At 64.5% G+C, this 21,467-nt stretch carries 22 protein-coding genes and 2 pseudogenes; 19 read left to right on the forward strand and 5 right to left on the reverse strand.

The window, feature by feature from the left end:
• From WCB02_RS13840 to WCB02_RS13900, 13 genes and pseudogenes are all read left to right on the forward strand, one after another.
• Window positions 1-233, forward strand: a pseudogene (locus tag WCB02_RS13840) (tRNA (adenosine(37)-N6)-dimethylallyltransferase MiaA); the annotation flags it as partial.
• A gap of 487 nt (window positions 234-720) precedes the next feature.
• A complete protein-coding gene (locus WCB02_RS13845) occupies window positions 721-2,496 on the forward strand; it encodes an acetolactate synthase 3 large subunit (RefSeq protein WP_423958787.1) in 1,776 nt (591 codons plus the stop codon).
• 96 nt (window positions 2,497-2,592) lie between these two features.
• Window positions 2,593-3,654, forward strand: coding sequence for a threonine dehydratase (locus WCB02_RS13850; protein ID WP_423958788.1), 1,062 nt, complete (start codon window positions 2,593-2,595; stop codon window positions 3,652-3,654).
• A gap of 25 nt (window positions 3,655-3,679) precedes the next feature.
• The gene (gene ilvN / locus WCB02_RS13855) at window positions 3,680-4,222 is read left to right on the forward strand and encodes an acetolactate synthase small subunit (RefSeq protein WP_423958789.1); all 543 of its coding nucleotides are present in this window, start codon (window positions 3,680-3,682) and stop codon (window positions 4,220-4,222) included.
• 3 nt (window positions 4,223-4,225) lie between these two features.
• On the forward strand, window positions 4,226-4,936 hold the full coding sequence (locus tag WCB02_RS13860) for a class I SAM-dependent methyltransferase (RefSeq protein WP_423958790.1): 711 nt from the start codon (window positions 4,226-4,228) through the stop codon (window positions 4,934-4,936).
• Window positions 4,937-5,147: 211 nt separating this feature from the next.
• A complete protein-coding gene (gene ilvC / locus WCB02_RS13865) occupies window positions 5,148-6,167 on the forward strand; it encodes a ketol-acid reductoisomerase (RefSeq protein ID WP_423958791.1) in 1,020 nt (339 codons plus the stop codon).
• Between the two features lie 98 nt (window positions 6,168-6,265).
• Window positions 6,266-6,475, forward strand: a complete 210-nt coding sequence (locus WCB02_RS13870) for a hypothetical protein (protein ID WP_423958792.1) — start codon at window positions 6,266-6,268, stop codon at window positions 6,473-6,475.
• Between the two features lie 403 nt (window positions 6,476-6,878).
• Window positions 6,879-7,733 carry an SDR family oxidoreductase gene (locus tag WCB02_RS13875; protein WP_423958793.1) on the forward strand — a complete coding sequence of 285 codons (855 nt, stop codon included), beginning with the start codon at window positions 6,879-6,881 and terminating at the stop codon, window positions 7,731-7,733.
• Window positions 7,734-7,741: 8 nt separating this feature from the next.
• Window positions 7,742-8,080 (forward strand): lysozyme inhibitor LprI family protein, encoded by a 339-nt coding sequence (locus WCB02_RS13880; protein ID WP_423958794.1) that lies wholly within the window; start codon window positions 7,742-7,744, stop codon window positions 8,078-8,080.
• A 180-nt stretch (window positions 8,081-8,260) separates the two neighbouring features.
• A complete protein-coding gene (locus WCB02_RS13885; protein WP_423958795.1) occupies window positions 8,261-8,656 on the forward strand; it encodes a rhodanese-like domain-containing protein in 396 nt (131 codons plus the stop codon).
• Between the two features lie 427 nt (window positions 8,657-9,083).
• Window positions 9,084-10,286, forward strand: a complete 1,203-nt coding sequence (locus WCB02_RS13890; RefSeq protein WP_423958796.1) for an NEW3 domain-containing protein — start codon at window positions 9,084-9,086, stop codon at window positions 10,284-10,286.
• Window positions 10,283-11,284, forward strand: coding sequence for an ABC transporter ATP-binding protein (locus tag WCB02_RS13895; protein WP_423958797.1), 1,002 nt, complete (start codon window positions 10,283-10,285; stop codon window positions 11,282-11,284). The genes WCB02_RS13890 and WCB02_RS13895 overlap by 4 nt, the downstream gene beginning before the upstream one ends.
• Window positions 11,274-12,236 (forward strand): ABC transporter permease, encoded by a 963-nt coding sequence (locus WCB02_RS13900; RefSeq protein ID WP_423958798.1) that lies wholly within the window; start codon window positions 11,274-11,276, stop codon window positions 12,234-12,236. The genes WCB02_RS13895 and WCB02_RS13900 overlap by 11 nt, the downstream gene beginning before the upstream one ends.
• 115 nt (window positions 12,237-12,351) lie before the next feature.
• Here the strand turns inward: WCB02_RS13900 and WCB02_RS13905 are convergent, their stop codons facing one another.
• Window positions 12,352-13,911 carry a glycine betaine ABC transporter substrate-binding protein gene (locus WCB02_RS13905; protein WP_423958799.1) on the reverse strand — a complete coding sequence of 520 codons (1,560 nt, stop codon included), beginning with the start codon at window positions 13,909-13,911 and terminating at the stop codon, window positions 12,352-12,354.
• The gene (locus tag WCB02_RS13910) at window positions 13,908-14,711 is read right to left on the reverse strand and encodes an ATP-binding cassette domain-containing protein (protein WP_423958800.1); all 804 of its coding nucleotides are present in this window, start codon (window positions 14,709-14,711) and stop codon (window positions 13,908-13,910) included. The genes WCB02_RS13905 and WCB02_RS13910 overlap by 4 nt, the downstream gene beginning before the upstream one ends.
• Window positions 14,712-14,851: 140 nt before the next feature.
• Here WCB02_RS13910 and WCB02_RS13915 point away from each other — a divergent pair, with 140 nt between their 5' ends.
• The 6 genes from WCB02_RS13915 to WCB02_RS13940 all read left to right on the forward strand — a co-directional run bounded on the left by WCB02_RS13915 (window position 14,852) and on the right by WCB02_RS13940 (window position 20,084).
• Window positions 14,852-15,670, forward strand: a complete 819-nt coding sequence (locus WCB02_RS13915) for an ABC transporter ATP-binding protein (RefSeq protein WP_423958801.1) — start codon at window positions 14,852-14,854, stop codon at window positions 15,668-15,670.
• A 66-nt stretch (window positions 15,671-15,736) separates the two neighbouring features.
• On the forward strand, window positions 15,737-16,306 hold the full coding sequence (locus WCB02_RS13920) for a YbhB/YbcL family Raf kinase inhibitor-like protein (RefSeq protein ID WP_423958802.1): 570 nt from the start codon (window positions 15,737-15,739) through the stop codon (window positions 16,304-16,306).
• Between the two features lie 44 nt (window positions 16,307-16,350).
• Complete coding sequence (locus WCB02_RS13925) at window positions 16,351-17,139, forward strand: ABC transporter permease (protein WP_423958803.1); 789 nt, start codon at window positions 16,351-16,353, stop codon at window positions 17,137-17,139.
• A gap of 214 nt (window positions 17,140-17,353) precedes the next feature.
• Window positions 17,354-18,385 (forward strand): ABC transporter substrate-binding protein, encoded by a 1,032-nt coding sequence (locus tag WCB02_RS13930; protein ID WP_423958804.1) that lies wholly within the window; start codon window positions 17,354-17,356, stop codon window positions 18,383-18,385.
• Complete coding sequence (locus WCB02_RS13935; protein WP_423958805.1) at window positions 18,375-19,094, forward strand: NUDIX hydrolase; 720 nt, start codon at window positions 18,375-18,377, stop codon at window positions 19,092-19,094. Before WCB02_RS13930 ends, WCB02_RS13935 begins: the two co-directional genes overlap by 11 nt.
• A gap of 30 nt (window positions 19,095-19,124) precedes the next feature.
• On the forward strand, window positions 19,125-20,084 hold the full coding sequence (locus WCB02_RS13940) for a polyphosphate kinase 2 family protein (protein WP_423958806.1): 960 nt from the start codon (window positions 19,125-19,127) through the stop codon (window positions 20,082-20,084).
• On the opposite strand, the gene WCB02_RS13945 is transcribed toward WCB02_RS13940, so the two are convergent.
• From WCB02_RS13945 to WCB02_RS13955, 3 genes and pseudogenes are all read right to left on the reverse strand, one after another.
• Complete coding sequence (locus WCB02_RS13945; protein ID WP_423958807.1) at window positions 20,081-20,599, reverse strand: hypothetical protein; 519 nt, start codon at window positions 20,597-20,599, stop codon at window positions 20,081-20,083. The genes WCB02_RS13940 and WCB02_RS13945 overlap by 4 nt on opposite strands.
• Before the next feature lie 163 nt (window positions 20,600-20,762).
• Window positions 20,763-20,921: a hypothetical protein gene (locus WCB02_RS13950; RefSeq protein ID WP_423958808.1), complete on the reverse strand. Its 159-nt coding sequence runs from the start codon at window positions 20,919-20,921 to the stop codon at window positions 20,763-20,765.
• Window positions 20,922-21,008: 87 nt separating this feature from the next.
• Window positions 21,009-21,467, reverse strand: a pseudogene (locus tag WCB02_RS13955) (hypothetical protein); the annotation flags it as partial.

The raw sequence follows: 21,467 nt of genomic DNA on the forward strand, positions 1-21,467 counted from the left end.
CGATGAAGGCGCATGGCGTGCCGGCGCTGATCCGGCATCTCCGGGGCGAACTGTCGCGCGGGCAGGCCGCCGATATCGGCAAGGCCGACACCCGCCACTACGCCAAGCGACAGTTCACCTGGTTCCGGCACCAGCTGCCGGAGTTCGAATGGGCAACGCTGGGCGCGGCCAGGGACTGGGCGGAAGGGTTGCTGCTTGGCGGTATGCGATATCCTGATCTGCAAGGTGGATGAGGCAACCAAGGAGCTGCTGGGGCTTCGCGCCAGGCGGCGTGACACGGGTCTGGAGGCCGACCTCCGGGAACTCTCGAAAAAAAGCGGCGCGCGAGGCGCTCGACCTGCTCCAGTCAGTTCTTTTCGATCTTGAAGGATTGGGGGCTCACGCCTGCGGAACAAAACGCTCGCTTGACGTGGGATACTCCGATAAACTGACAAAATCGAGCCAGTCGGTCGCCTCCCTTGACATCGGGCCTGTGACCGCTATGGTTCGCGCAACCTTTGGGAAGTCGCAGCGGCGCATGCGTAATATTATTACCAAACTCCTCCTCGTAGTCGTACCCAGGCGCGCCGCCGGGGATGGCTGAACGCCATTCAAATTCGGGCGGTGCGCATGGGGCCTCTTCGGGCCCTTTTTTATTGTCGGCAACACGAGAACGGGAAGACGCAGCTGGCAACAGCGCGATGTGGGAGAGGCCGGTGGAGCAAGCCAATGAGTGAGACGATGCGTGAGACCAAGCATGATGCGAACCAGATGACCGGCGCTGCCATGATCGTGCGGGCGCTGATCGATCATGGCGTCAAGCACATGTTCGGCTATCCTGGCGGTGCGGTGCTCCCGATCTATGACGAGATTTTCCAGCAGAACGAGATCGCGCACATCCTGGTGCGGCACGAGCAGGGCGCCGGCCACGCGGCGGAGGGCTATGCGCGCTCGACCGGCAAGCCCGGCGTGGTGCTTGTGACCTCGGGGCCGGGCGCTACCAACATGGTGACGCCGCTCACCGATGCGCTGATGGATTCCATTCCGCTGGTCTGCATCACCGGGCAGGTGCCGACGCACCTGATCGGCAATGATGCGTTCCAGGAATGCGACACGGTCGGCATCACCCGGCCCTGCACCAAGCACAACTGGCTGGTGCGCGATGTCAACGATCTCGCCAAGGTGCTGCACGAGGCGTTCTATGTCGCGACCACCGGGCGGCCCGGGCCGGTCGTGGTCGACGTGCCCAAGGACGTGCAGTTTGCGACCGGCACCTATCACCCGCCGCGCAAATCCGATGTCCACATCTCCTACGCGCCGCGGGTCAAGGGTGATGCGACCCAGATCCGCAGGGCGGTCGCCCTGCTGGCTGCCGCCAAGCGGCCGGTGATCTATTCCGGCGGCGGCGTCATCAATTCCGGGCGCGAGGCCTCGAAACTGCTGCGCGATCTGGTCGAGGCCACCGGCTTCCCGATCACCTCGACCCTGATGGGGCTGGGCGCCTATCCGGCTTCCGGCAAGAACTGGCTCGGCATGCTCGGCATGCACGGCACCTACGAGGCCAACATGGCGATGCATGGCTGCGACGTCATGCTGTGCGTCGGGGCGCGCTTTGATGACCGCATCACCGGGCGCATCGACGCCTTCTCGCCCGGCTCGAAGAAGATCCACATCGATATCGATCCGTCTTCGATCAACAAGAACATCCAGGTCGACGTGCCGATCATCGGCGATTGCGGCAACGTGCTCGGCGACCTCCTGCAGGTGTTCAAGGCGGAGGCGAAAAAGCCCGATATCAAAGCCTGGTGGCAGGAGATCGCGAAGTGGCGCGGGCGCAACTCGCTGGCCTACAAGACCAACAAGGATATCATCCTGCCGCAATACGCGATCGAGCGCCTGTTCGAGGCCACGCGCGGCCGCGATACCTACATCACGACCGAAGTCGGCCAGCACCAGATGTGGGCGGCGCAGTTCTATGGCTTCGAGGAGCCGCACCGCTGGATGACTTCCGGCGGGCTCGGCACCATGGGCTACGGCCTGCCGGCGGCGATCGGCGTCCAGGTCGCCCATCCCGACAGCCTCGTCATCGATATCGGCGGCGACGCCTCTGTGCAGATGACGATCCAGGAAATGTCGACGGCGGTCCAGCATGAGCTGCCGGTCAAGATCTTCATCCTCAACAACCAGTACATGGGCATGGTGCGGCAGTGGCAGCAATTGCTTCACGGCAACCGGCTGTCGCATTCCTATTCCGAGGCGCTGCCGGATTTCGTCAAGCTTGCCGAGGCCTATGGCTGCGTCGGCCTGCAGGCGATCAAGCCTGCCGATCTCGACGGCGCGATCAAGGAGATGATCTCGGTCAAGCGCCCGGTGCTGTTCGATTGCCGGGTGGCGGCGCTGGAAAACTGTTTCCCGATGATCCCTTCCGGCAAGGCGCACAACGAAATGCTGCTGCCCGAGCAGGCCACCGACGAAGCCACTGCAGCGGCCTTCGCCGGCGGCAAGGCGCTGGTGTGAGCATGATCGCGCATCGGAGGCCGCAAATCGAGCTGTCATCGTCCGGCTTGGCCGCACGATCCGGTGCGCCGCGCGCCCGCAATGCGGGGCGCGCCGATGTTTGACCTCCCCGAGCTCGAGCGGGCGCAGGGCGTCGTCCACGCGGCGATGCCGCCGACACCGGCCTATTCCTGGCCGCTACTGGCGCAGCGGCTCGGCGCCGACGTCGTCGTCAAGCACGAAAACCACACCCCGACCGGCGCCTTCAAGGTGCGGGGCGGGCTCGTCTATGTCGATCGCCTGAAAGCCTCGCGGACCGGCACCGCCGGCCTGATTTCGGCGACGCGCGGCAATCACGGCCAGAGCCTGGCTTATGCCGGCCGCCGTCACGGCCTGCCGGTCACGATCTATGTGCCGCGCGGCAATTCGGTCGAAAAGAACAATGCGATGACCGCGTTCGGCGCCGCGCTGGTCGAGCATGGCGACGATTTTCAGGCCGCGCGCGAGGAAGCCTATCGCCGCGCAGCGGCGCTCGGCCTGCAGATCGTGCCGGCGTTCCATCCCGACCTCGTCCTGGGGGTCGCAACCTACGCGCTGGAATTGCTGCGCAAGGCGGCCGATCTCGACGTCATCTATGTGCCGATCGGGCAGGGCTCGGGCATCAGCGGCCTGATCCGCGTGCGCGATCTGCTCGGCCTGTCGACCGAGATCGTCGGCGTGCAATCGACCCTGGCGCCATCCTATGCGCTGTCGTTTGCGGCAGGCAGGATCGTGACCACCGAAACCGCTAACACACTGGCTGACGGCATGGCGACGCGCAGTCCGGATCCGGACGCGCTCGCGATCATCCGCGAAGGCGCCTCGCGCATCGTGCAGGTCAGCGACGACGAGATCGCTTTCGCGATCAAGGCGTACTGGACCGACACGCATAACCTCGCCGAGGGCGCCGGCGCCGCGCCGCTCGCCGCGGCGCTACAGGAGAAGCCCAAGATCCGAGGCAAGCGCGTCGGACTGATTTTGAGCGGCGGCAATATCGATCTCGATCTGTTCCGGACGTGGGTGATGGACGCCAGCCATTCGATGTCATCGTCCGGCTCGACCGGGCGATCCAGTCCCCCACGGCCTGTGTATTCAACTCAGGCGCCGACGATGACTGGATGCCCGCCCTCCCGGGCATGACGAACGCAGTAACAAGGGGACGACCATGAACCAGCCCGCATCCGCCTATTTCATCGAGGAACGCCGCGACCCGACCGAGACCCATACGCTGTCGGTGCTGGTGCAGAACGAGCCCGGCGTGCTGGCGCGCGTGATTGGGCTGTTCTCGGGGCGCGGCTACAACATCGAGAGCCTCACGGTCTCCGAGACCGAGAGCCAGAAACATCTGTCCCGCATCACCATCGTCACGACCGGCACTCCGCTGGTGATCGAGCAGATCAAGCACCAGCTCGACCGCATGGTGCCGGTCTACCGCGTCGTCGACATGACGCTGTACGGCCCCGCCATCGAGCGCGAGCTCGCGATGGTGAAGGTGCGCGGCACCGGCGACCATCGCGTCGAATCGCTGCGGCTCGCGGATGCGTTCCGCGCCCGGGTGATCGACGCCACCACCGAAAGTTTCGTGTTCGAGATCACAGGCAATACCGGAAAGATCAATCAGTTCATCGACCTGATGCGCCCGCTCGGCCTGGTCGAGGTCGCAAGGACCGGCGTCGCCGCGATTGGGCGCGGACCTGAAGGGATGTGAGCCATGCTGGCGCGCGACTGGTACTATGACGAACGGCGGCGGTTCGGGCTCGGTACCGCTGTCGGCGCGATCTGCGACCGCCAAAACGGCGGCGATCGCGACGACAGCGATCTGCGCGCCCGCGCCGCGCTGGCCATGCTCGGCGTGCGAGAGGGCTGGCGCGTCGCCGATATCGGCTGCGGCAACGGCATGCTGGCCTGCGAGGCGGCGCTCTTGGGCGCCGAGGTCGACGCCATCGACATCTCGCCGGCGATGCTGTCGCTGGCCACCCTTTACGCCCGTGATCGGAGGGCGCGGGTCCGCACCCAGTCGGCCGGGCTGTTGAGTTTCGCCTATCAGCCCAATTCCTACGATCTCATCGTCAGCGAATTCACGCTGCATCATCTGCCGGATTTCTGGAAGGCGGTGGCGCTGTCGCGGATTTTTGCCGCGCTGAAACCGGGCGCCAATTTCTATCTGCGCGACATCGTCTTTGTCAGCATGCCCGACGGCCGTGAGCGGGACGTCGGAGAGTGGGCGGATTTCAACATCAAGAACCACGATTTCGATCGCGACAGCGTCGCTACCCACATGCGGGACGAATATTCCACCTTTGGCTGGGTGATCGAACGCATGCTGACCGAGACCGGCTTCGCGCTGCTGTCGGCGGATTATCACGCGCCTCTGCATGGCACCTACCTGCTGCGCAAACCGAAATCCGGCGAGCAAGGCTAGCCGACAAGCAGGCCGGTCGGGATCTTCGACCCGGTCTTCAGGGACGCGTGATGTCGCCATCGGCCATGCGAGAGGAGGGTTTCCAACCCTGGTGAAAATGCTCTAGACCACGCCGGAAATTCGCGGCCGACCGGCGCTCAAGACGACCTGCAAGACGATCTGAAAGCTTGATTTATTGGCCGATTTTGGCTCACTTCAAAAGGAAACCACGATGCGAGTTTACTACGATCGCGACGCCGACCTGAACCTGATCAAGGGCAAGAAAGTCGTCATTGTCGGCTATGGCAGCCAGGGCCATGCCCACGCGCTGAACCTGAAGGATTCCGGCGTCAAGGAGGTGGCGATTGCGCTCCGCAAGGGGTCGGGCTCGGCCAAGAAGGCGGAAGCCGCCGGCTTCAAGGTGCTCGAGGTGGCCGAGGCCGCCAAATGGGGCGACCTGGTGATGATGCTGACGCCCGACGAATTGCAGGGCGACATCTACCGTGAGCATCTGCACGACAACATGAAGAAGGGCGCGGCCTTGGTATTCGCGCACGGGCTCAACGTGCATTTCAACCTGCTCGACCCGCGTCCGGATCTCGACGTGCTGATGATCGCGCCGAAGGGCCCGGGCCACACCGTGCGCTCGGAATATCAGCGCGGCGGCGGCGTGCCCTGCCTGATCGCGATCGCCAAGGATTCCTCCGGCAATGCCCATGATCTCGGCCTGAGCTATGCATCCGCGATCGGCGGCGGCCGTGCCGGCATCATCGAGACCTCGTTCAAGGAGGAATGCGAGACCGATCTGTTCGGCGAGCAGGTGGTGTTGTGTGGCGGCCTGGTCGAACTGATCAAGGGCGGCTACGAGACGCTGGTCGAGGCCGGCTACGCGCCGGAGATGGCCTATTTCGAGTGCCTGCACGAGGTGAAGCTGATCGTCGACCTGATCTATGAAGGCGGCATCGCCAACATGAACTATTCGATCTCCAATACCGCCGAATATGGCGAATACGTCACCGGCCCGCGCATCGTGACCGAGGAGACCAAGAAGGAGATGAAGCGGGTGCTGAACGACATCCAGTCCGGCAAGTTCGCCCGCGACTGGATGCTGGAGAACAAGGTCAACCAGACCTCGTTCAAGGCGACCCGCGCCAAGCTCGCCCAGCACCCGATCGAGGAGGTCGGTGCCAAGCTCCGCGACATGATGCCCTGGATCAAGAAGGGCGCGCTGGTCGACAAGAGCAAGAACTAGACGACGTCTAGGCGGCACCTCTCCCCGCCATGCGGGGAGAGGTCGGATTGCGAAGCCGTCCGGGTGTGAGGGGGACTCTCCACGCACCGTATCCGCGGATGAAGCTGCGCCGCCGTTCAGACCTGAAGCGGCAGCGCCGCGATCAAAGCAACGCCATCGCGCCCGGGGAGCAAAGCTTCGCGACGCCCGAATTTCAACAAGGTCATCACGCTACCTTCGGACTCCGGCGTGCATGTGGTGGGCGACAGCTCCACGTGATGCGAGAAGAAGCCGCACTCCTGTCGGGCAAACGAATATTTAAAGCTTGATCGGCACAATGCGAGGTGAGATCGCGACATCGGACGTTAGCGCGCGGCGACGTCGTTCAAGATGTTGGTCGCTCTGCGGGACGGTCTCGGACGCAACCGCAGCGCCCGGAACGAAGAACTGAGCGCTCAAGCATATTCTTGGTCTGACCGCCTCACGTCAATTGTTGCATTCAAAAAACCTAGCCAATACAAAGTTGAAGTGCAAACTCCTCGTGCGGAGTCTTGTCATGGTTGTGCGCTTGATGAAGCCCAGGCGCGGGACGCTCAAGCAAGAATTGAGACCTCATCCAGATTCTTGAACAGTGTCCGCCGCAAGGCGAGCCGCGCATTGCGGCATAGCGCGCGCCGACCTAGATCAGTGAGCCGAGGGCGTGCATCGGGCAACACGAGGCGGGGGCAATCCATGCGATCAGTTGTCGTCACCGGCGCATCGACCGGCATCGGCTGGGCGTCGGCCAGGCTTCTCTTAGACAGGGGTTTTCGCGTCTTCGGCAGCGTGCGCAAGGCCGCGGACGCGGATCGGCTCAGAGGCGAGTTCGGCGCCAATTTCACGCCGCTTCTGTTCGACGTCACCGACGAGGCCGCGGTGCTGGCGGCAGGTCGCGACGTCCGCGCCGCGCTGAACGGCGAAACGCTCGCGGGTCTCGTCAACAACGCCGGGATCGCAGTGGCTGGCCCGCTGCTGGAACTGTCGGCGGACCAATTCCGCCATCAGATCGAGGTCAATGTCATCGGCCCGATCGTCGCCACCCAGGCGTTTGCGCCGCTGCTCGGCTCCGATCCCTCGCTGCAAGGTCCAAAGGGGCGGATCGTGATGATCTCTTCGCTGGCGGGCCGCAATGGCAACCCGCTGACGTCAGCCTATTCGGCATCCAAGCACGCGCTCGAGGGATTGTCCGAGAGCTTGCGCCGTGAGCTGATGCTGTTCGGCATCGATGTCATCATCATCGCGCCTGGTGCGGTCAAGACGCCGATCTGGAGCAAGGCCGAGGAGGTCGACATTTCCGCCTATCAGAACTCGCCCTATTTCCCGGCGCTGCAGAAGGTCCGCGCCTACATGTTGAGTTTTGGCGCAAGCGGCCTGCCGGCGGAAAAGATCGCGCAATCCGTGTTCGAGGCGCTGACCTCGCCGCATCCGAGCGTGCGCACCCAGATCGCACCGAATCCGCTGCAGGAACTGGTGGCCGCCTGGCTGCCCAAGCGCATGGTCGACAGGATCATCGCCAGGCGGCTCGGCCTGATGCCGCCGGCCGCATGAGATCGGGCGTGCTCAAACCGTCGAGTCGATCGTTCGCGATGTTCGCGATCGGCACGCTTGTCCTGCTGCCGGCCGCGCGGGCCGGCGAGCAGGGCGATCCTGCGCAATCCTGCGATGGCGGCACGCTGGAGATGATCGAGTGCCTGCAGGGCAAGACCGCCGAATGGGACAGGCGGATGAACACGGCCTATCAGCAGGCGCTGAAGGACGCCGGCGCCGCGCAGCGTGAGCAATTGCGCATCGCGCAACGGCTGTGGATCCGGTATCGCGACGCCGATTGCCTTTATTACGATATGGGCGAGGCACCATCGCCCGGGTCGGAGCGGCAGAGTGCCTGCGCAGCGTGACCGAGGCGCGCGCCCGCGAGCTGGAGGGGGTCGGCGCTCGATAGAGCGTGAGCGCGGCAGTGAGAGGCCGTGCTCGATCGCGTCAATGGCAGCATCATCGCGGCGTTTCCGGCGACCGCGTTTGTCTGGGACGGCACGATGGTGTATCGCGGTGTCCTGCGATGAAGCGAGGAGCGCCAGATGTCGTCAAGCGTGAAACAGATGCTCGAAGCGGCGAACGCCGCCGTGCCGAAGATCACCCCTGCACAAGCGCGCGAGATGATCGGCAAGGGCAATACCCTCGTGGTCGATGTGCGCGACGCGCCGGAGGTCGAGAACAGCGGCAAGATCGCAGGCGCGCTTCATGTCTCCCGCGGCATGCTGGAATTCCGCGCCGACCCGGACTCGCCCTTTCACGACAACCATTTCGCGAAGGACAAGACCATCATCCTGTATTGCGCATCGGGCGGTCGCGCCGCGCTCGCCGCCAGCACGCTTCGAGATCTGGGTTTTGGCCACGTCTACAATGTCGGCGCCTTCAAGGATTGGGTGGCAAGCGGCGGTGAGGTCGAGACGCCGATCGAGCCGGGGATGTGATTAAGGCGGCGAAGGTGCCGAGGCGCACTTGCTCGGCCCTGCAACGGTGCTCGATGAGCAATGAGACCGTCATTGCAGCCATCACGAAGCAATCCATCGCGCCACAGGTGCTGGAACGGATTGTTTTGCGGTGTTCATCATCGGGCGGCACTTCGCGCCGAACCGATGATACGCAATGACACGTCGATCGTTGCCGCGACCGGCGCCAGAGGCATCCGCCTGATTCACCGGACGGACTTATCGACCAAAGTCGGAAGCCTAAAGTCTGACGCTGGAAGCGGCGATATCACCGATTTGTGGTTGGCCCCGCGGAGTAATTCCCAATCTTTGTCACGATTGTTTCCATGATGCCGCCGCACCGCTGCCATGGTCCACCGGCCCACGCGGCATCGACGCCTGATCGTGCCCCACCCTGCAGGAGTTTATCATGCGAGCGCTCGCTCTCGCCCCAGCCTTTGTCTCCTTGGCCATCGCTCTTGGTTTGATCACCGCAACGGCTCACGCGGCCGACACGCCGCGCGACATCAAAGGCCTCTATCTGATGACCGACTATCCGGCCATCACGGTCAGGCCGGGAACCACGTCGACGATTTCGCTGCGGTTGCAGAACTACGGCCTCGATCCTCAGCAGTACCAGCTCTCTGTCGCCGGCGTGCCGAGCGGCTGGACCGCGACCATTCTGGGTGGCGGACAGCCGGTGGCGGCGGCGATGCCGGCGCCGGACTCCAGCGTTCCGCTGCAACTGCGGCTCGATGTGCCGGCGAACGCCGCGCTGAGCCAGCAGACGCTGACCATCAAGGCCGAGGGCCAAGGCAACCAGGCGACGAACCAGGCGGCTAGCCAGGCGAGCCTGCCGCTCGTGGTCTCGCTTGCCAAGGAGCTGCCGGCGAAGCTCACGGTGACGCCGCAACTGCCGTCGCTGCGCGGCAGCCCGAAATCGAACTTCGAATATACGCTGAGCATCAAGAACGATTCGGGCCGCGACCTGACCGCGAGCTTCGCGGCGCAGGCGCCGGAAAATTTCGAGACCTCGTTCACCGAAGCCTACGGCACCCAGGAACTGTCCTCGATTCCGATCCCGGCCGGGCAGTCCAAGGACATCAAGCTCAAGGTGCGGCCGCCGAGCACGATCGGCGCCGGACATTTCCCGGTTACCGTCACGGTCAAGGCCGAAGACGCCTCCGCCAAGGCCGATCTCGCGCTCGACATCGTCGGCGAGCCGCAGCTTCAGGTCGCCGGCCGCGACGGATTGTTGAGCGCGCGCGCGGTCGCGGCCCAGCAGAGCTCGATCCCGATCGTCGTCACCAACAGCGGCACGGCGCCGGCCGAGAATGTCACGCTCAACGCCTCGGCTCCGACCGGCTGGAAGGTGACGTTCGAGCCGTCAACCATCGATCGGCTGGTGCCAGGCAAGGACGCCGAGGTCCAGGCGCTGGTGACACCGAGCGATAAATCGCTGGCCGGCGATTACATGGTGTCGGTCAACGCCAATTCGCGCGGCGAAAGCGCTTCCAGCCAGTTCCGCATCACGGTCGCGACCTCGACGGTGTGGGGCGTGGTCGGCGCCGGCGTGATCGGCGTCGCGCTGCTTCTGATGTTGGGTGCGGTTGCGAGGTTTGGACGCCGATGAGCGAACTTGAGAACGAACAGCAGAAAAAAGAAGCAACCGCGCCGTCAGCCGGCATCGTCATCACCGCCGACGGGTTGACCCGGCGCTACGGCAACGCCAACGCCGTCGACAACATCAGCTTCGCCATCAGGAAAGGCGAGGTGTTCGGCCTGCTCGGGCCGAACGGCGCCGGCAAGACCACGACGATCCTGATGCTCTTGGGCCTGACGGAGATTTCCGCAGGCAAGGTCAGCGTGCTCGGCTTCGACCCGGCGCGCGCGCCGCTCAAGGTCAAGCGGCGGGTCGGCTATCTGCCCGACTCGGTCGGCTTCTACGATCACATGACGGCGGTGGAAAATCTCGCCTACACCGCCAAGCTGATGGGTCTCGACGTGGCGGAACGCACATTGCGTATCGCCGACGCGCTCAGGCGGGTCCAGCTCGGCGAGGTCGCCCACAAGCGGGTGGCGACCTTCTCCCGCGGCATGCGGCAGCGGTTGGGGCTGGCCGAGATCATCGTCAAGCGGGCGGAGATCGCCATTCTCGACGAGCCGACCTCCGGGCTCGACCCGCAGGCCACGCAGGAGTTCCTCGACCTGATCCGCCAGCTCAAGGCCGAGGGCGTCACCGTATTGCTGTCGTCGCATATGCTCGATCAGGTGCAGCGGGTCTGCGATCGCGTCGCGCTGTTCCAGAGCGGCCGCATCGTGCTGATGGGAGCGGTCTCCGAACTGGCGGTGCAGGTGCTCGGCGCCGGCTTCGTGGTCGAGGTGGAGGCCGAAGGCTCCGGCATCGCGCGGCGGCTTGCCACCATTCCGGGCGTCAGCAAGGTCGAGACGTTGGCGCCGGATCGCTTCCGCATGACCGCCGAGCGCGACGTGCGGCCCGATGCGGCCAACGCCGTGGTCGCGGTCAATGGTTCGCTGCTGCGGCTGTCGGTCGACGAGCCGAGCCTGGAAGCGATCTATGCCCGCTACTTCCAGACAACGCCTTCGGAAGGAGTGCGTCATGCGGCGTGAGGGTTCTCCGTTTCAGGGGGTCGGCACGGTATTCGTCAAGGAGCTGTCCGATAACATCTCGAGCGTCCGCATGCTGGTGCTCGAACTCTTGATCCTGTTCACGGCGCTGGCCGCGCTGTACGGCGCGATCGACAATCTCCGGCAGAACACGGCCGAGGATCCGTTCCTGCTGCTCCGGCTGTTCACGCTGGCGCGCGATCCGCTGCCGTCCTTTGTCGCCATCCTGGGCTTTTTGATCCCGCTGATGGCGATCGGGCTGGGCTTTGATTCCGTCAACAGCGAGTTCAACCGCCGCACGCTGTCGCGGATCCTGGCGCAGCCGATCTATCGCGACGCGCTGTTGACGGGAAAATTCCTCGCTGGTCTGGCGACGCTCGGCATCAACCTCGCGGCGCTGTGGCTGATGGTGATCGGGCTCGGCCTGATCTTCCTCGGCGTACCGCCGGGCGGTGAGGAGATCGCGCGCTCGCTGGTATTCCTGGTGATCGCGATCTTCTATGCCGGCGTCTGGCTGGCGTTGGCGATGCTGCTCTCGATCGTGTTCCGCTCGGCGGCAACCGCGGCGCTCGTCGCGCTCGGCGTCTGGCTGTTCCTGACCGTGCTGTGGCCGATGCTGGCGCCGGCGCTGGCGCAGGTGATCGCGCCGCCGGATCCGCGCTATGCGATGCTCGGGCTGGAGACGCCGGATACCGGCCTGTGGGCCCAGTTCCTGTTGCGGATCTCGCCGAACGAACTGTTCGGCGAGGCGATGCAGGCGATACTGTCGCCGACCACGCGAACGCTGGGGGCGGTGTTCCTCGCGCAGCTCCGCGGCGCGGTGATGGGTGCGCCGCTACCGCTCGGTGAAAGCGTGATGATCGCCTGGCCGCAGACCGTTGGCCTGATTGCGGCCACCATCGTGCTGTTCGTCGCCGGCTATGTGCTTTTCCAGCGGCAAGAGGTGAGGGCCTGACAGCGCTTGGAGCATGATCCGGAAAAGTGGCCACCATTTTCCGGAAGATCATGCGCCAAAATAAGATAGAGCGGGATGACCTTTCGAAGAAAAGTCATCCCGCTACATGCCGCCCTCAGTGCCCTGCGATCCGCTGCCACAGCCAGCGTGCCACGGCATCCGGCGACGACGATGCGTCATTGCCGGTGGCGCGCAAATTGGCTTCCCGCATCGTGGCGATGTCGATCTTGCCGACGAGCGGCGCCAGCGCCGCCCGCAGCCGCTCGTCGCCGACGCGCTTCGGCGCCAGCAGCAGGATCGCGTCATAGGGCGGGATCGCATGCTTGGGATCGTCGAGCACCACCAGATCGTATTTGGCGATCAGCCCGTCGCTGGTATAGCCCGCGATCACGTCGACATCGCCGGAGGCCACCGCGGCATACATGAAATCCGGCTGCATCTGCCGCTGCGCGCGAAAATTCAGCCCATAGGCCTTTTGCAGTCCGGCCCATTCCGGGCGCGAGAAGAACTCATAGTCGCCGGCGATCGACAGCGTTGACGCATGCGCGGCGAGATCGGCGATCGAGCGGATGCCGAGCGCCTCCGCCCGCTTGCGCGGCATCACCAGCGCATAGGCATTCTCGAAACCGAGCTCGCCGAACAGCGTGATGTTCTGCTTTGCCAGCCTCGTTTTCAGCTCGCTCAACAATTCCTCGCGCGGCCTGATATCGCTGTGATGGAACTGGTTGGCCCACAGCGTGCCGGAATAGTCGACATAGACGTCGATGTCGTTGCTGGCGAGCGCGTCGAAGATCACGCTGGAGCCGAGCCCTTCCCGGGTGGTCGCGGTGAGGCCGGCCGCGCGCAGCCGCTGCGCGATCAGCGCCGACAGCACATATTGTTCGGTGAAGGTTTTGGCGCCGACGATATAGCTCGACGGCGAGCGCGCCAGCGCCGGCACCAGGGTGGCCGCGACCAGGACCGCGATGCCGATGCCGCCGAACGCCGTCCGCAGGCGGCTGCGGTTGCGCAAGCCGTTCTCGATCAGCGCCAGCAGCTGGTCGACGGCGAGCGCCAGCATCGCGGCGGCGAGGCAGCCGAACAGCACGAACACCCAGTTCTGGGTCTGCAGTCCTGCGAAGATGTAGTTGCCGAGACTGGTCTGTCCGATCGGCGTCGACAGGGTCGCCGTGCCGATCACCCAGACCGCCGCAGTGCGGATGCCGGCCATGATGATCGGCAGCGCCAGCGGCAATTCGACCGCAAACAGCGATTGGCGCGGCGTCATCCCGACACCCTGGGCGGCCTCCAGGATCGCGGCATCGACTCCGTTCAGTCCGGCGATGGTATTGCGCAGCACCGGCAGCATCGAATAGAGCGCGAGCGCCAGCACCGCGGGCAGGAAGCCGAACGCCGAGAAGCTGAAGCCGAACCAGCCGAGCGTGACCGAAGCCAGTGCGAGCAGGAGCGGATAGAACAGGGCGAGCAGCGCCAGCCCCGGCACCGTCTGAACGATGCTGGCGAAGCCGAGCAGCAGGCCGCGCAGAAACGGCTTGTTGCGCGCGGCGATCGAAAGCGGCAGGCTGAACACGAGTCCCAGCGCCAGTGCCGCGGCCGAGACCCGGACGTGATTGCCGAGATAATCGCCGAGATGGCCCAGGGCCTCGGCCCAGCGCGGATCGGAAAACAGGCTCATGCCGCGCCGCCTTGCGGCGGCAGCAGCGTATTCAACCGCTCCGCCTGCCGCCGGGGCGTCCGCAACAGCTCGTTCACGTAAGTATTCTTGCTCTTGGAGAGTTCGGCCGGCGTGCCCAACGCGAGCAGGCGGCCCGCTTGCATCACGGCGACGCGGTCGGCGAGCAGCAGCGCCTCGGTCATGTCGTGGGTGATCATCACGGTGGTCAGTTTGAGCGCGCGGTGAAGCGCGCGAAAATCGTCGCCGAGGGCATCGCGGGTCAGGGGATCGAGCGCACCGAACGGCTCGTCCATCAGCACGATGCGGGGGCGTGCCGCCAGGGCGCGCGCCACGCCGACCCGCTGCCGCTGGCCGCCGGACAATTCATGCGGCAGGCGGTCGCGATATTGCGCGCCGTCGAGCTGCACCAGCTCCAACAGCTCATCAATCCGCGCCGAAACCTTCCCCGGATCGGTCCCCATCAGTTTCGGCGTGATGGCGATATTGTCGGCCACGCTCAGATGCGGAAACAGGCCGCCGCTCTGGAACACATAGCCGATGCGGCGGCGCAGCTGGACGGGATCGACGGCGCGGACGTCCTCGCCCTCGATCGTGATCGTGCCGCGATCGGCATCGATCAGCCGATTCGCCAGCCGCAGCAGCGTCGTCTTGCCGGAGCCGGAACTGCCGACCACGGCCAGAAACTCGCCCTCGGCAACCCCAAACGAGACGTCGTCCACCGCCACGACGGGTTTCGCGCCGCGGCCGCCATCAAAGCTCTTGCCGACATGGGCATAGACGATCGGCGGCGATGATGGCATCGGGCGGCGGGCTCCTGGCGCTCAAGTCCTGATCCTCCTTCGGAGGATGAGGCTCTGCGTTAGCACGTTGCGGCCCTTCGTTGAACTTGTCCACGCAAGACGCTAAGCCAGCATCGGAATTGGAGGAATTGCGCGTGGAGATGGCAACGCCAAAAGCGGTCGCCTTGCGGGAAGCGACAGTTGCCTTTCGCCTGGCGGATGCGCGCCTTTATACCGCGGTCGAAAAGGCCGAGTTGGCGGTGGCCGAGGGCGAATTCGTCGCCATCGTCGGTCCCACCGGCTGCGGGAAATCGACGCTGCTCAACGTCGCCGCCGGCCTGCTGCGGCCGGCCGCGGGCGAGGTGCGGATCTTCGGCCGGCCGTTGTCGGGTCTGAACCGCGATGCCGGCTATCTGTTCCAGGCCGATGCGCTGTTTCCCTGGAAGACCGCGCTCGACAATGTCGCGATCGGGCTGGAAATCGCAGGCACCGCGCGGGCGGAGGCGCTGGAGCGCGCACAGAAGTGGCTCGTCTCCGTCGGCCTCGGCGGCTTCGGCACGCGCTACCCGCATATGCTCTCGGGCGGCCAGCGCAAGCGGGTCGGCCTCGCCCAGGTGCTGATCCGCGATCCCAAGATCCTCTTGATGGACGAGCCGTTCGGGCCGCTCGATGCCCAGACCCGGCAGATCATGGGCAATCTGTTGCTGGAGCTGTGGACCGCGGACCGCAAGGCGGTGCTGTTCGTCACCCATGATCTGGAGGAGGCGATCGCGCTCGCCGACCGCGTCGTGATCATGTCGGCAGGTCCCAGCGCGCACATCATCGGCGACTGGCGCGTGGGGCTTTCACGCCCGCGCGACAGTTTCGACGTCCGGCTGGACAAGGAATTCCACGCACTTCACCGCGAGATATGGCGGGTTCTCAAGGCTGAAGTGTTGAAGGGGTATGCGCAGTCTTCCGACATCGCAGGCGCGGGCTAGCGGGTTTGCCCGACGGGAGATGCACCAAACCGACGCAAGACTTGAACAAAAAGAACGGGAGGTATCATGTTTGCATGTCGATCGATTTTGCCGGCCGCGGTCGCGTTGACCGTGCTGTGCGGCGCCGGGCGGGCCGGCGCCGCCGGCGTCTTCACGCTGTCGTCCGCCGATTTCAAGGACGGCGAGCGGCTGGCGCTGAAGAACGCCGGCAACAACAAGGCGAATCCGAACTGTATCGGTGAGAACATCTCGCCGGCACTGAACTGGTCCAACCCGCCGGATGGTACCAGGAGCTATGCGCTTCTGATGATCGATCCCGAGGGGCGTCAGGGCGCCGGCGTGATTCATTGGGTCGCCTATGGCATCCCGGTGTCGGTCAGTGGCTTCGCGGAAGGCGAGGTTTCGGGGCCGAGCGACAAATACGTCGGCGGCGTCGGGACCGCGAAACTCACCCATTACACCGGGCCTTGCACGCCATCGGGTACGGCGCCGCATCATTACACCTTCACGCTGATCGCGACCGATCTGGACCCGAAAGCCTTGCAGCCGGGCCTGACGCGGGAGGACCTGTTCAAGGCGCTCGAAGGCCACGCCAAGCAGGCGACCGGCCTGATCGGCACCTTCTCCAGGCCCTGACGCCTGCAAAAATGACAGCAAACCATGAGCCACAGGTTGTCGTGATGTCGCGGATCGGACTCGTCTGCCTGCAGCTTCTGGTCGCCGTTATCGCGCTGGCGCTGTGGCAGTTCCTGGCCACGGTGCCGTTGTTCGGCAAAGTCTTGCTGCCGCCGTTCTTTTTCTCCAATCCGGTCGATGTCGGCAGCCAGATCGTGACCTGGTTTGTTTCGGGCCTGATCTGGAAGCATCTCCTGATCACGCTGTGGGAATCGATCCTCGCCTTCGCGATCGGCTCGGCGGGTGGCGTGATGGTCGGTTTCTGGTTCGCGCGACAGCCTTTGGTCGCCGCGGTGTTCGATCCCTATGTGAAGATGGTCAACGCGCTGCCGCGCGTGGTGCTGGCGCCGATCTTCACGCTCTGGCTCGGCCTCGGCATCTGGTCGAAGGTCGCACTCGGCGTGACGCTGGTGTTCTTCATCGTCTTCTTCAACGTGTATCAGGGCGTCAAGGAAGTCAGCCAAACCATTCGAGACAATGGCCGAATGCTCGGCATGGGCGAGCACCAGTTGATGCGGCACGTGTACTGGCCTTCGGCGCTGTCCTGGATGTTCTCCTCGCTGCACACCTCGGTCGGCTTCGCGGTGGTCGGCGCGGTGGTCGGCGAATATCTCGGCTCGGCGGCTGGCCTTGGCTATCTGATCCAGCAGGCCGAGGGCGTGTTCGACGTCGCCGGCGTGTTCGCCGGCATGTTCGTGTTGTCGGTTTTCGTCATCCTGATCGATGTCGCGGTGACGCTGGTGGAACGGCGGCTACTGGTCTGGCGCCCGGCCGCGGTCGATGGGCGAGGGTAGAGTAGACCAGGCTCACGCAAGAGGCCGTCATTGCGAGAAGCGAAGCGACGAAGCAATCATTGCTTGCTCTGCGGCGCCGTATATTGCTTTGCGCAGCCTGTCATCTGGCGCGCATTCGCGCGACCCGGTGGCTCGCAATGACGGGGAAGCAGCCTTCTCAAGTGCATCGCACTCCTCTAGTCTGCCGCGCTGCACTTAAAGCGCGGAGGAAACAATGACAAAAATGTTTGGCCGGCTGGCCGGGGCACTGTTCGCGCTGGTCCTGATGCCGGGCTTGGCGGCGGCGGCCTCCAGCAGGATCACGGTCGCGGTCGGCGGCGGCGCCTGCCTGTGCTACCTGCCGACCGTGCTCGCCAAAGAGCTCGGCGAGTTCGACAAGGCCGGCGTGTCGGTCGAGCTGGTCGATCTCAAGGGCGGTTCGGACGCCCTGAGAGCGGTGCTCGGCGGCAGCGCCGACGTGGTCTCGGGCTATTTCGACCACTGCGTCAATCTCGCCGCCAGGAAGCAGGAGCTGCAGGCCTTTGTGGTCTATGACCGCTATCCCGGGTTGGTGCTGGTGGTATCGCCGTCGCATACGAACGAGATCAAGTCGATCAAGGATCTGGCCGGCAAGAAGGTCGGCGTCAGCGCGCCGGGATCCTCGACCGATTTCTTCCTGAAGTTCCTGTTGAAGAAGAACGGGCTCGATCCGGCCAGCACCGCCGTGATCGGCGTCGGCCTGGGCGCGACCGCGGTCGCGGCGATGGAGCAGGGCCAGATCGATGCCGCTGTGATGCTCGACCCCTCCGTCACCGTGTTGCAGGGCAAACACCCCGATCTCGAAATCCTCGCCGACACCCGCACGCAGACGGATACGCTGGCCCTGTTCGGCGGTGAATATCCGGGCGGCGCGCTCTACAGCACCACGGCCTGGGTCGCATCGCACGAGACCGAGGTGCAGGCGCTGACCAACGCGATCGTCTCGACGCTCGCCTGGATCCACGCCCACACGCCGGAAGAGGTGATGGCGAAAATGCCGGAGGAAATGGTCGGCAAGGACAAGGCGCTCTATCTCGCCGCGCTGAAGAACACGATCCCGATGTATTCGGAGACCGGCAAGATGGACCCCAAGGGAGCGGATGCCGTGCTCGCGGTGTTCAGCGAAGGTTCGCCCGATGTGGCCAAGGCGAATGTCGACGTCAGCAAGACCTACACCAACAAATTCGTCGATCAAGCCAGGAAGACGACGGGGCTGAATGCGAAATAGCGCGGGTCATGACGGGGCCGTCATCCATCGCATCACCACGCTGGAGCTGAAGTTCGAGCCCTGGGACTGGCCGTTCGCGCAAGCCCTGCGCGGCGAGATCGACGCGCATTTCGCGGACCTCAAGCGCAAGCGGCCGGAGCTCTGGAACGGCCGCATCCTGCTGGCGCGTCATCCCGATTTTACCGGCGCGCGCTTTCTGGCGTCTTATTTCGAGACCGATTTCGCCAGCATGCTGGCTTGGCGGGATTGGGGCTTCCCGGACCGGGCCGTGTTCAACGGCTTCGGCATGGGCGCGTTGCGCTGCGCCGACGGCGCCTTCGTGCTGGGCGAGATGGGGTCGCATACCGCCAATGCGGGCCGCATCTATTTTCCCGCCGGGACGCCCGATCTGAACGATATCGCCGGCGACGAGGTCGATATCGCGGGCAGCATCGGTCGCGAACTCGAGGAGGAAACCGGATTGGCGCCTGAGGATTATCACCCCGCGGCGCATTGGGATTGCGTGGTCACGGGACAGTCGATCGCGATGTTCAAAATCTTGCAGAGCGGGATGTCGGGTGAGGCGATGCGCGCGCGGATCGAAGCCAATCTGGCGCGGCAGGCCCAGCCCGAACTTGCAGCGATCCATTTGGTGCGCGGGCTCGGCGATCTCTCCGCCCACATGCCGCGTTTCGTGACCGCCTTTGTCGAGCACCAGTTCGGCGCCTGACGCAGGAGGGGCAAGAAAAGGAGCAAAGTCATGCACAGGAAGCTGTCGAAGACGCTCGCGGCCGAGCTTGATCCCTTCGTTTCGCCGTTCCGCGTCGATGGCTCGGAAAAATTCCGGCTGAAGTCGCTCAAGACCAACGAGAAGGGCGGTCTCGACAAGGCCGAGGCCGAGAAGATCCTCGACGCCAATCGCGAGCGCCTCAGCGATCTCCAGGAAAAGCTCTATGCCCAGGATCGCTGGTCGCTGCTTCTGGTTTTCCAGGGCATGGACGCCGCCGGCAAGGACAGCGCGGTCAAGGCGATCTTCGAAGGCGTCAATCCGCAGGGCTGCGATGTCCATTCCTTCAAGCAGCCGAACAACCACGAGCTCAACCACGATTTCCTCTGGCGCTGTGCGACCGCGCTGCCGGAGCGCGGCCGCATCGGCATCTTCAACCGCTCCTATTACGAGGAATGCCTGGTGACGCGGGTGCACCCGCATCTTCTGGCGCAGGAGAAGCTTCCGCCGAAACTGATCACCAAGAACATCTGGCGCGAGCGGTTCGAGGACATTTCCTCCTTCGAGCGCTATCTGTCACGCAACGGCACGGTGATCCTGAAGTTCTTCCTCAACGTCTCCAGGGAGGAGCAGCGCAAGCGGTTTCTCGACCGGCTGGATCAGCCGGCCAAGAACTGGAAGTTTTCGATGAACGATATCTCGGAGCGCGCGCTGTGGCCGCGCTACATGGCGGTGTATCAGGATATCGTCCGGCGCACTGCGAGCGAAATGGCGCCGTGGTTCGTGGTGCCGGCCGATCACAAATGGTTCGCTCGGGTGGTGATCGGCTCGGCGATCCTCAGCGCGATGGAGGGCCTCGATCTGCATTTCCCGCGCGCCGACAAGGCCTCGCTCGACGAGTTCAAGAAGGTGCGCAAGGCGCTGGAGCACGAATCCAGGGGCGGCCTCAAGAAAGAGGCGAAAGTCGCGAAGCGGGCGGCGAAGGGCGATTAGTCTGACGACCGCGCGGGGCTCGCTGCCGGGACTGCCTCGATGCGAAACACCGGGTAGTCCGCGGCGATCGCCTGAAACGCCGAAAGCGGCGCGCCGGGCTCGACCGGCAAATGCTTGCGGCCGCTCGATGCGCGCTGGCTCCAGGCCTTGATGATCGGCGCGCGATTTTCCGGCGGAAGTTCGCGCAGCATGACCGGGCGAGATTGTCCACGCTTGACGAACGCTGCGCCGCCCGCTGCGCGCACATTCTCGACCCATGTGGAGCCGTTGCCCAGCATGGAGACGAGATAGCGTTGGCCTTCGTGATGGACGACGGCGAGGATGACCGAGCGGAGCTGGCCGCTGGTTCGCTGTTTGAACTGCAGCGTGAGCAGCCGGTCGGAGGTCAGGCCCATTCCCGATGCAAAGCCGTAGGCCCGGCTCAATAGTCTTCCCAACCTGGTCGGGCGCCAGTTGCGGTAGAAATAGCGCAGGTAGCCGTTCTGTTCCGCCGGGTCTCGACGCGACATGCTCATGATGCGGTCCTGGACATGGAAACACGGTTCCCGGCCTTGAAGCCAGAAGCCGCACTTCAACGTCGCGGCGATGCGATCCGCATTGACCGCGATCAATTCCCCGCATCGTCCGATGCCCACATGTTCGGCCGTAGCGGCGTTGCCGGTTGCGAGCAACCCCGCGCTAGAAAAAGGCCAAGCTCAGATCAACGCCATAGGTCATGCTGAGGATCAAAACCAGCAGTACGGCGCCGCCAAGCAGCGCGAGCTGCTTGAGGATTGCCGTCGTGAGAGCAGATCGAGTTGGGAAAGCGCGCGCCAGAACTCTTGCAAGGGCTGTCATTTATCACCTGAGGTTCAATATTTTGTGAGAAAATGGATGTCCGCCACTCCGCTGACGGCAGCGGCGACGTCTTTATGGGTGCGCTTCTCAACGTGGTGCGAGCTGCGCCTTCAACGAACCGGGCGATAGCGCAACGCGAAAAATTCTGAAGCCCGGAATGTCTGGAAACAACTCGGCTGCTTCCGGACAGGCCAAAGCGAGGACCGCGGCCGACGCTTCACCATTGATCAGCTGATCGACGGCTTTGCCGCTTCCTGCGCGGAGCTCGACGTCGGTTGCGCCAGCTGCCGCGATCCCGGTCCGTACCGCAGCGCCGGATGCGGATTGCCGCGCCTCGATCGCGACCGTCCTCGACGCAAGATCGGATAACGATTTGATTGCCGGGCGTGCCATGATCAGGGCAACAAGATGGTCTGAGCCGCTGGTCGGCTCCGCGGTGGCGGCGGTGACCTGCTCGGCGAGCTCGACCGCTGCCGCGACGCGGGACTGCACGGTTCTGGTGGAGGACATGGCGGCGGCGCCGTTCGCGGCAGGCGAAGCCGCAAC

The sequence above is a fragment of the Bradyrhizobium sp. genome, assembly GCF_049581145.1.
Classification (GTDB): domain Bacteria; phylum Pseudomonadota; class Alphaproteobacteria; order Rhizobiales; family Xanthobacteraceae; genus Bradyrhizobium.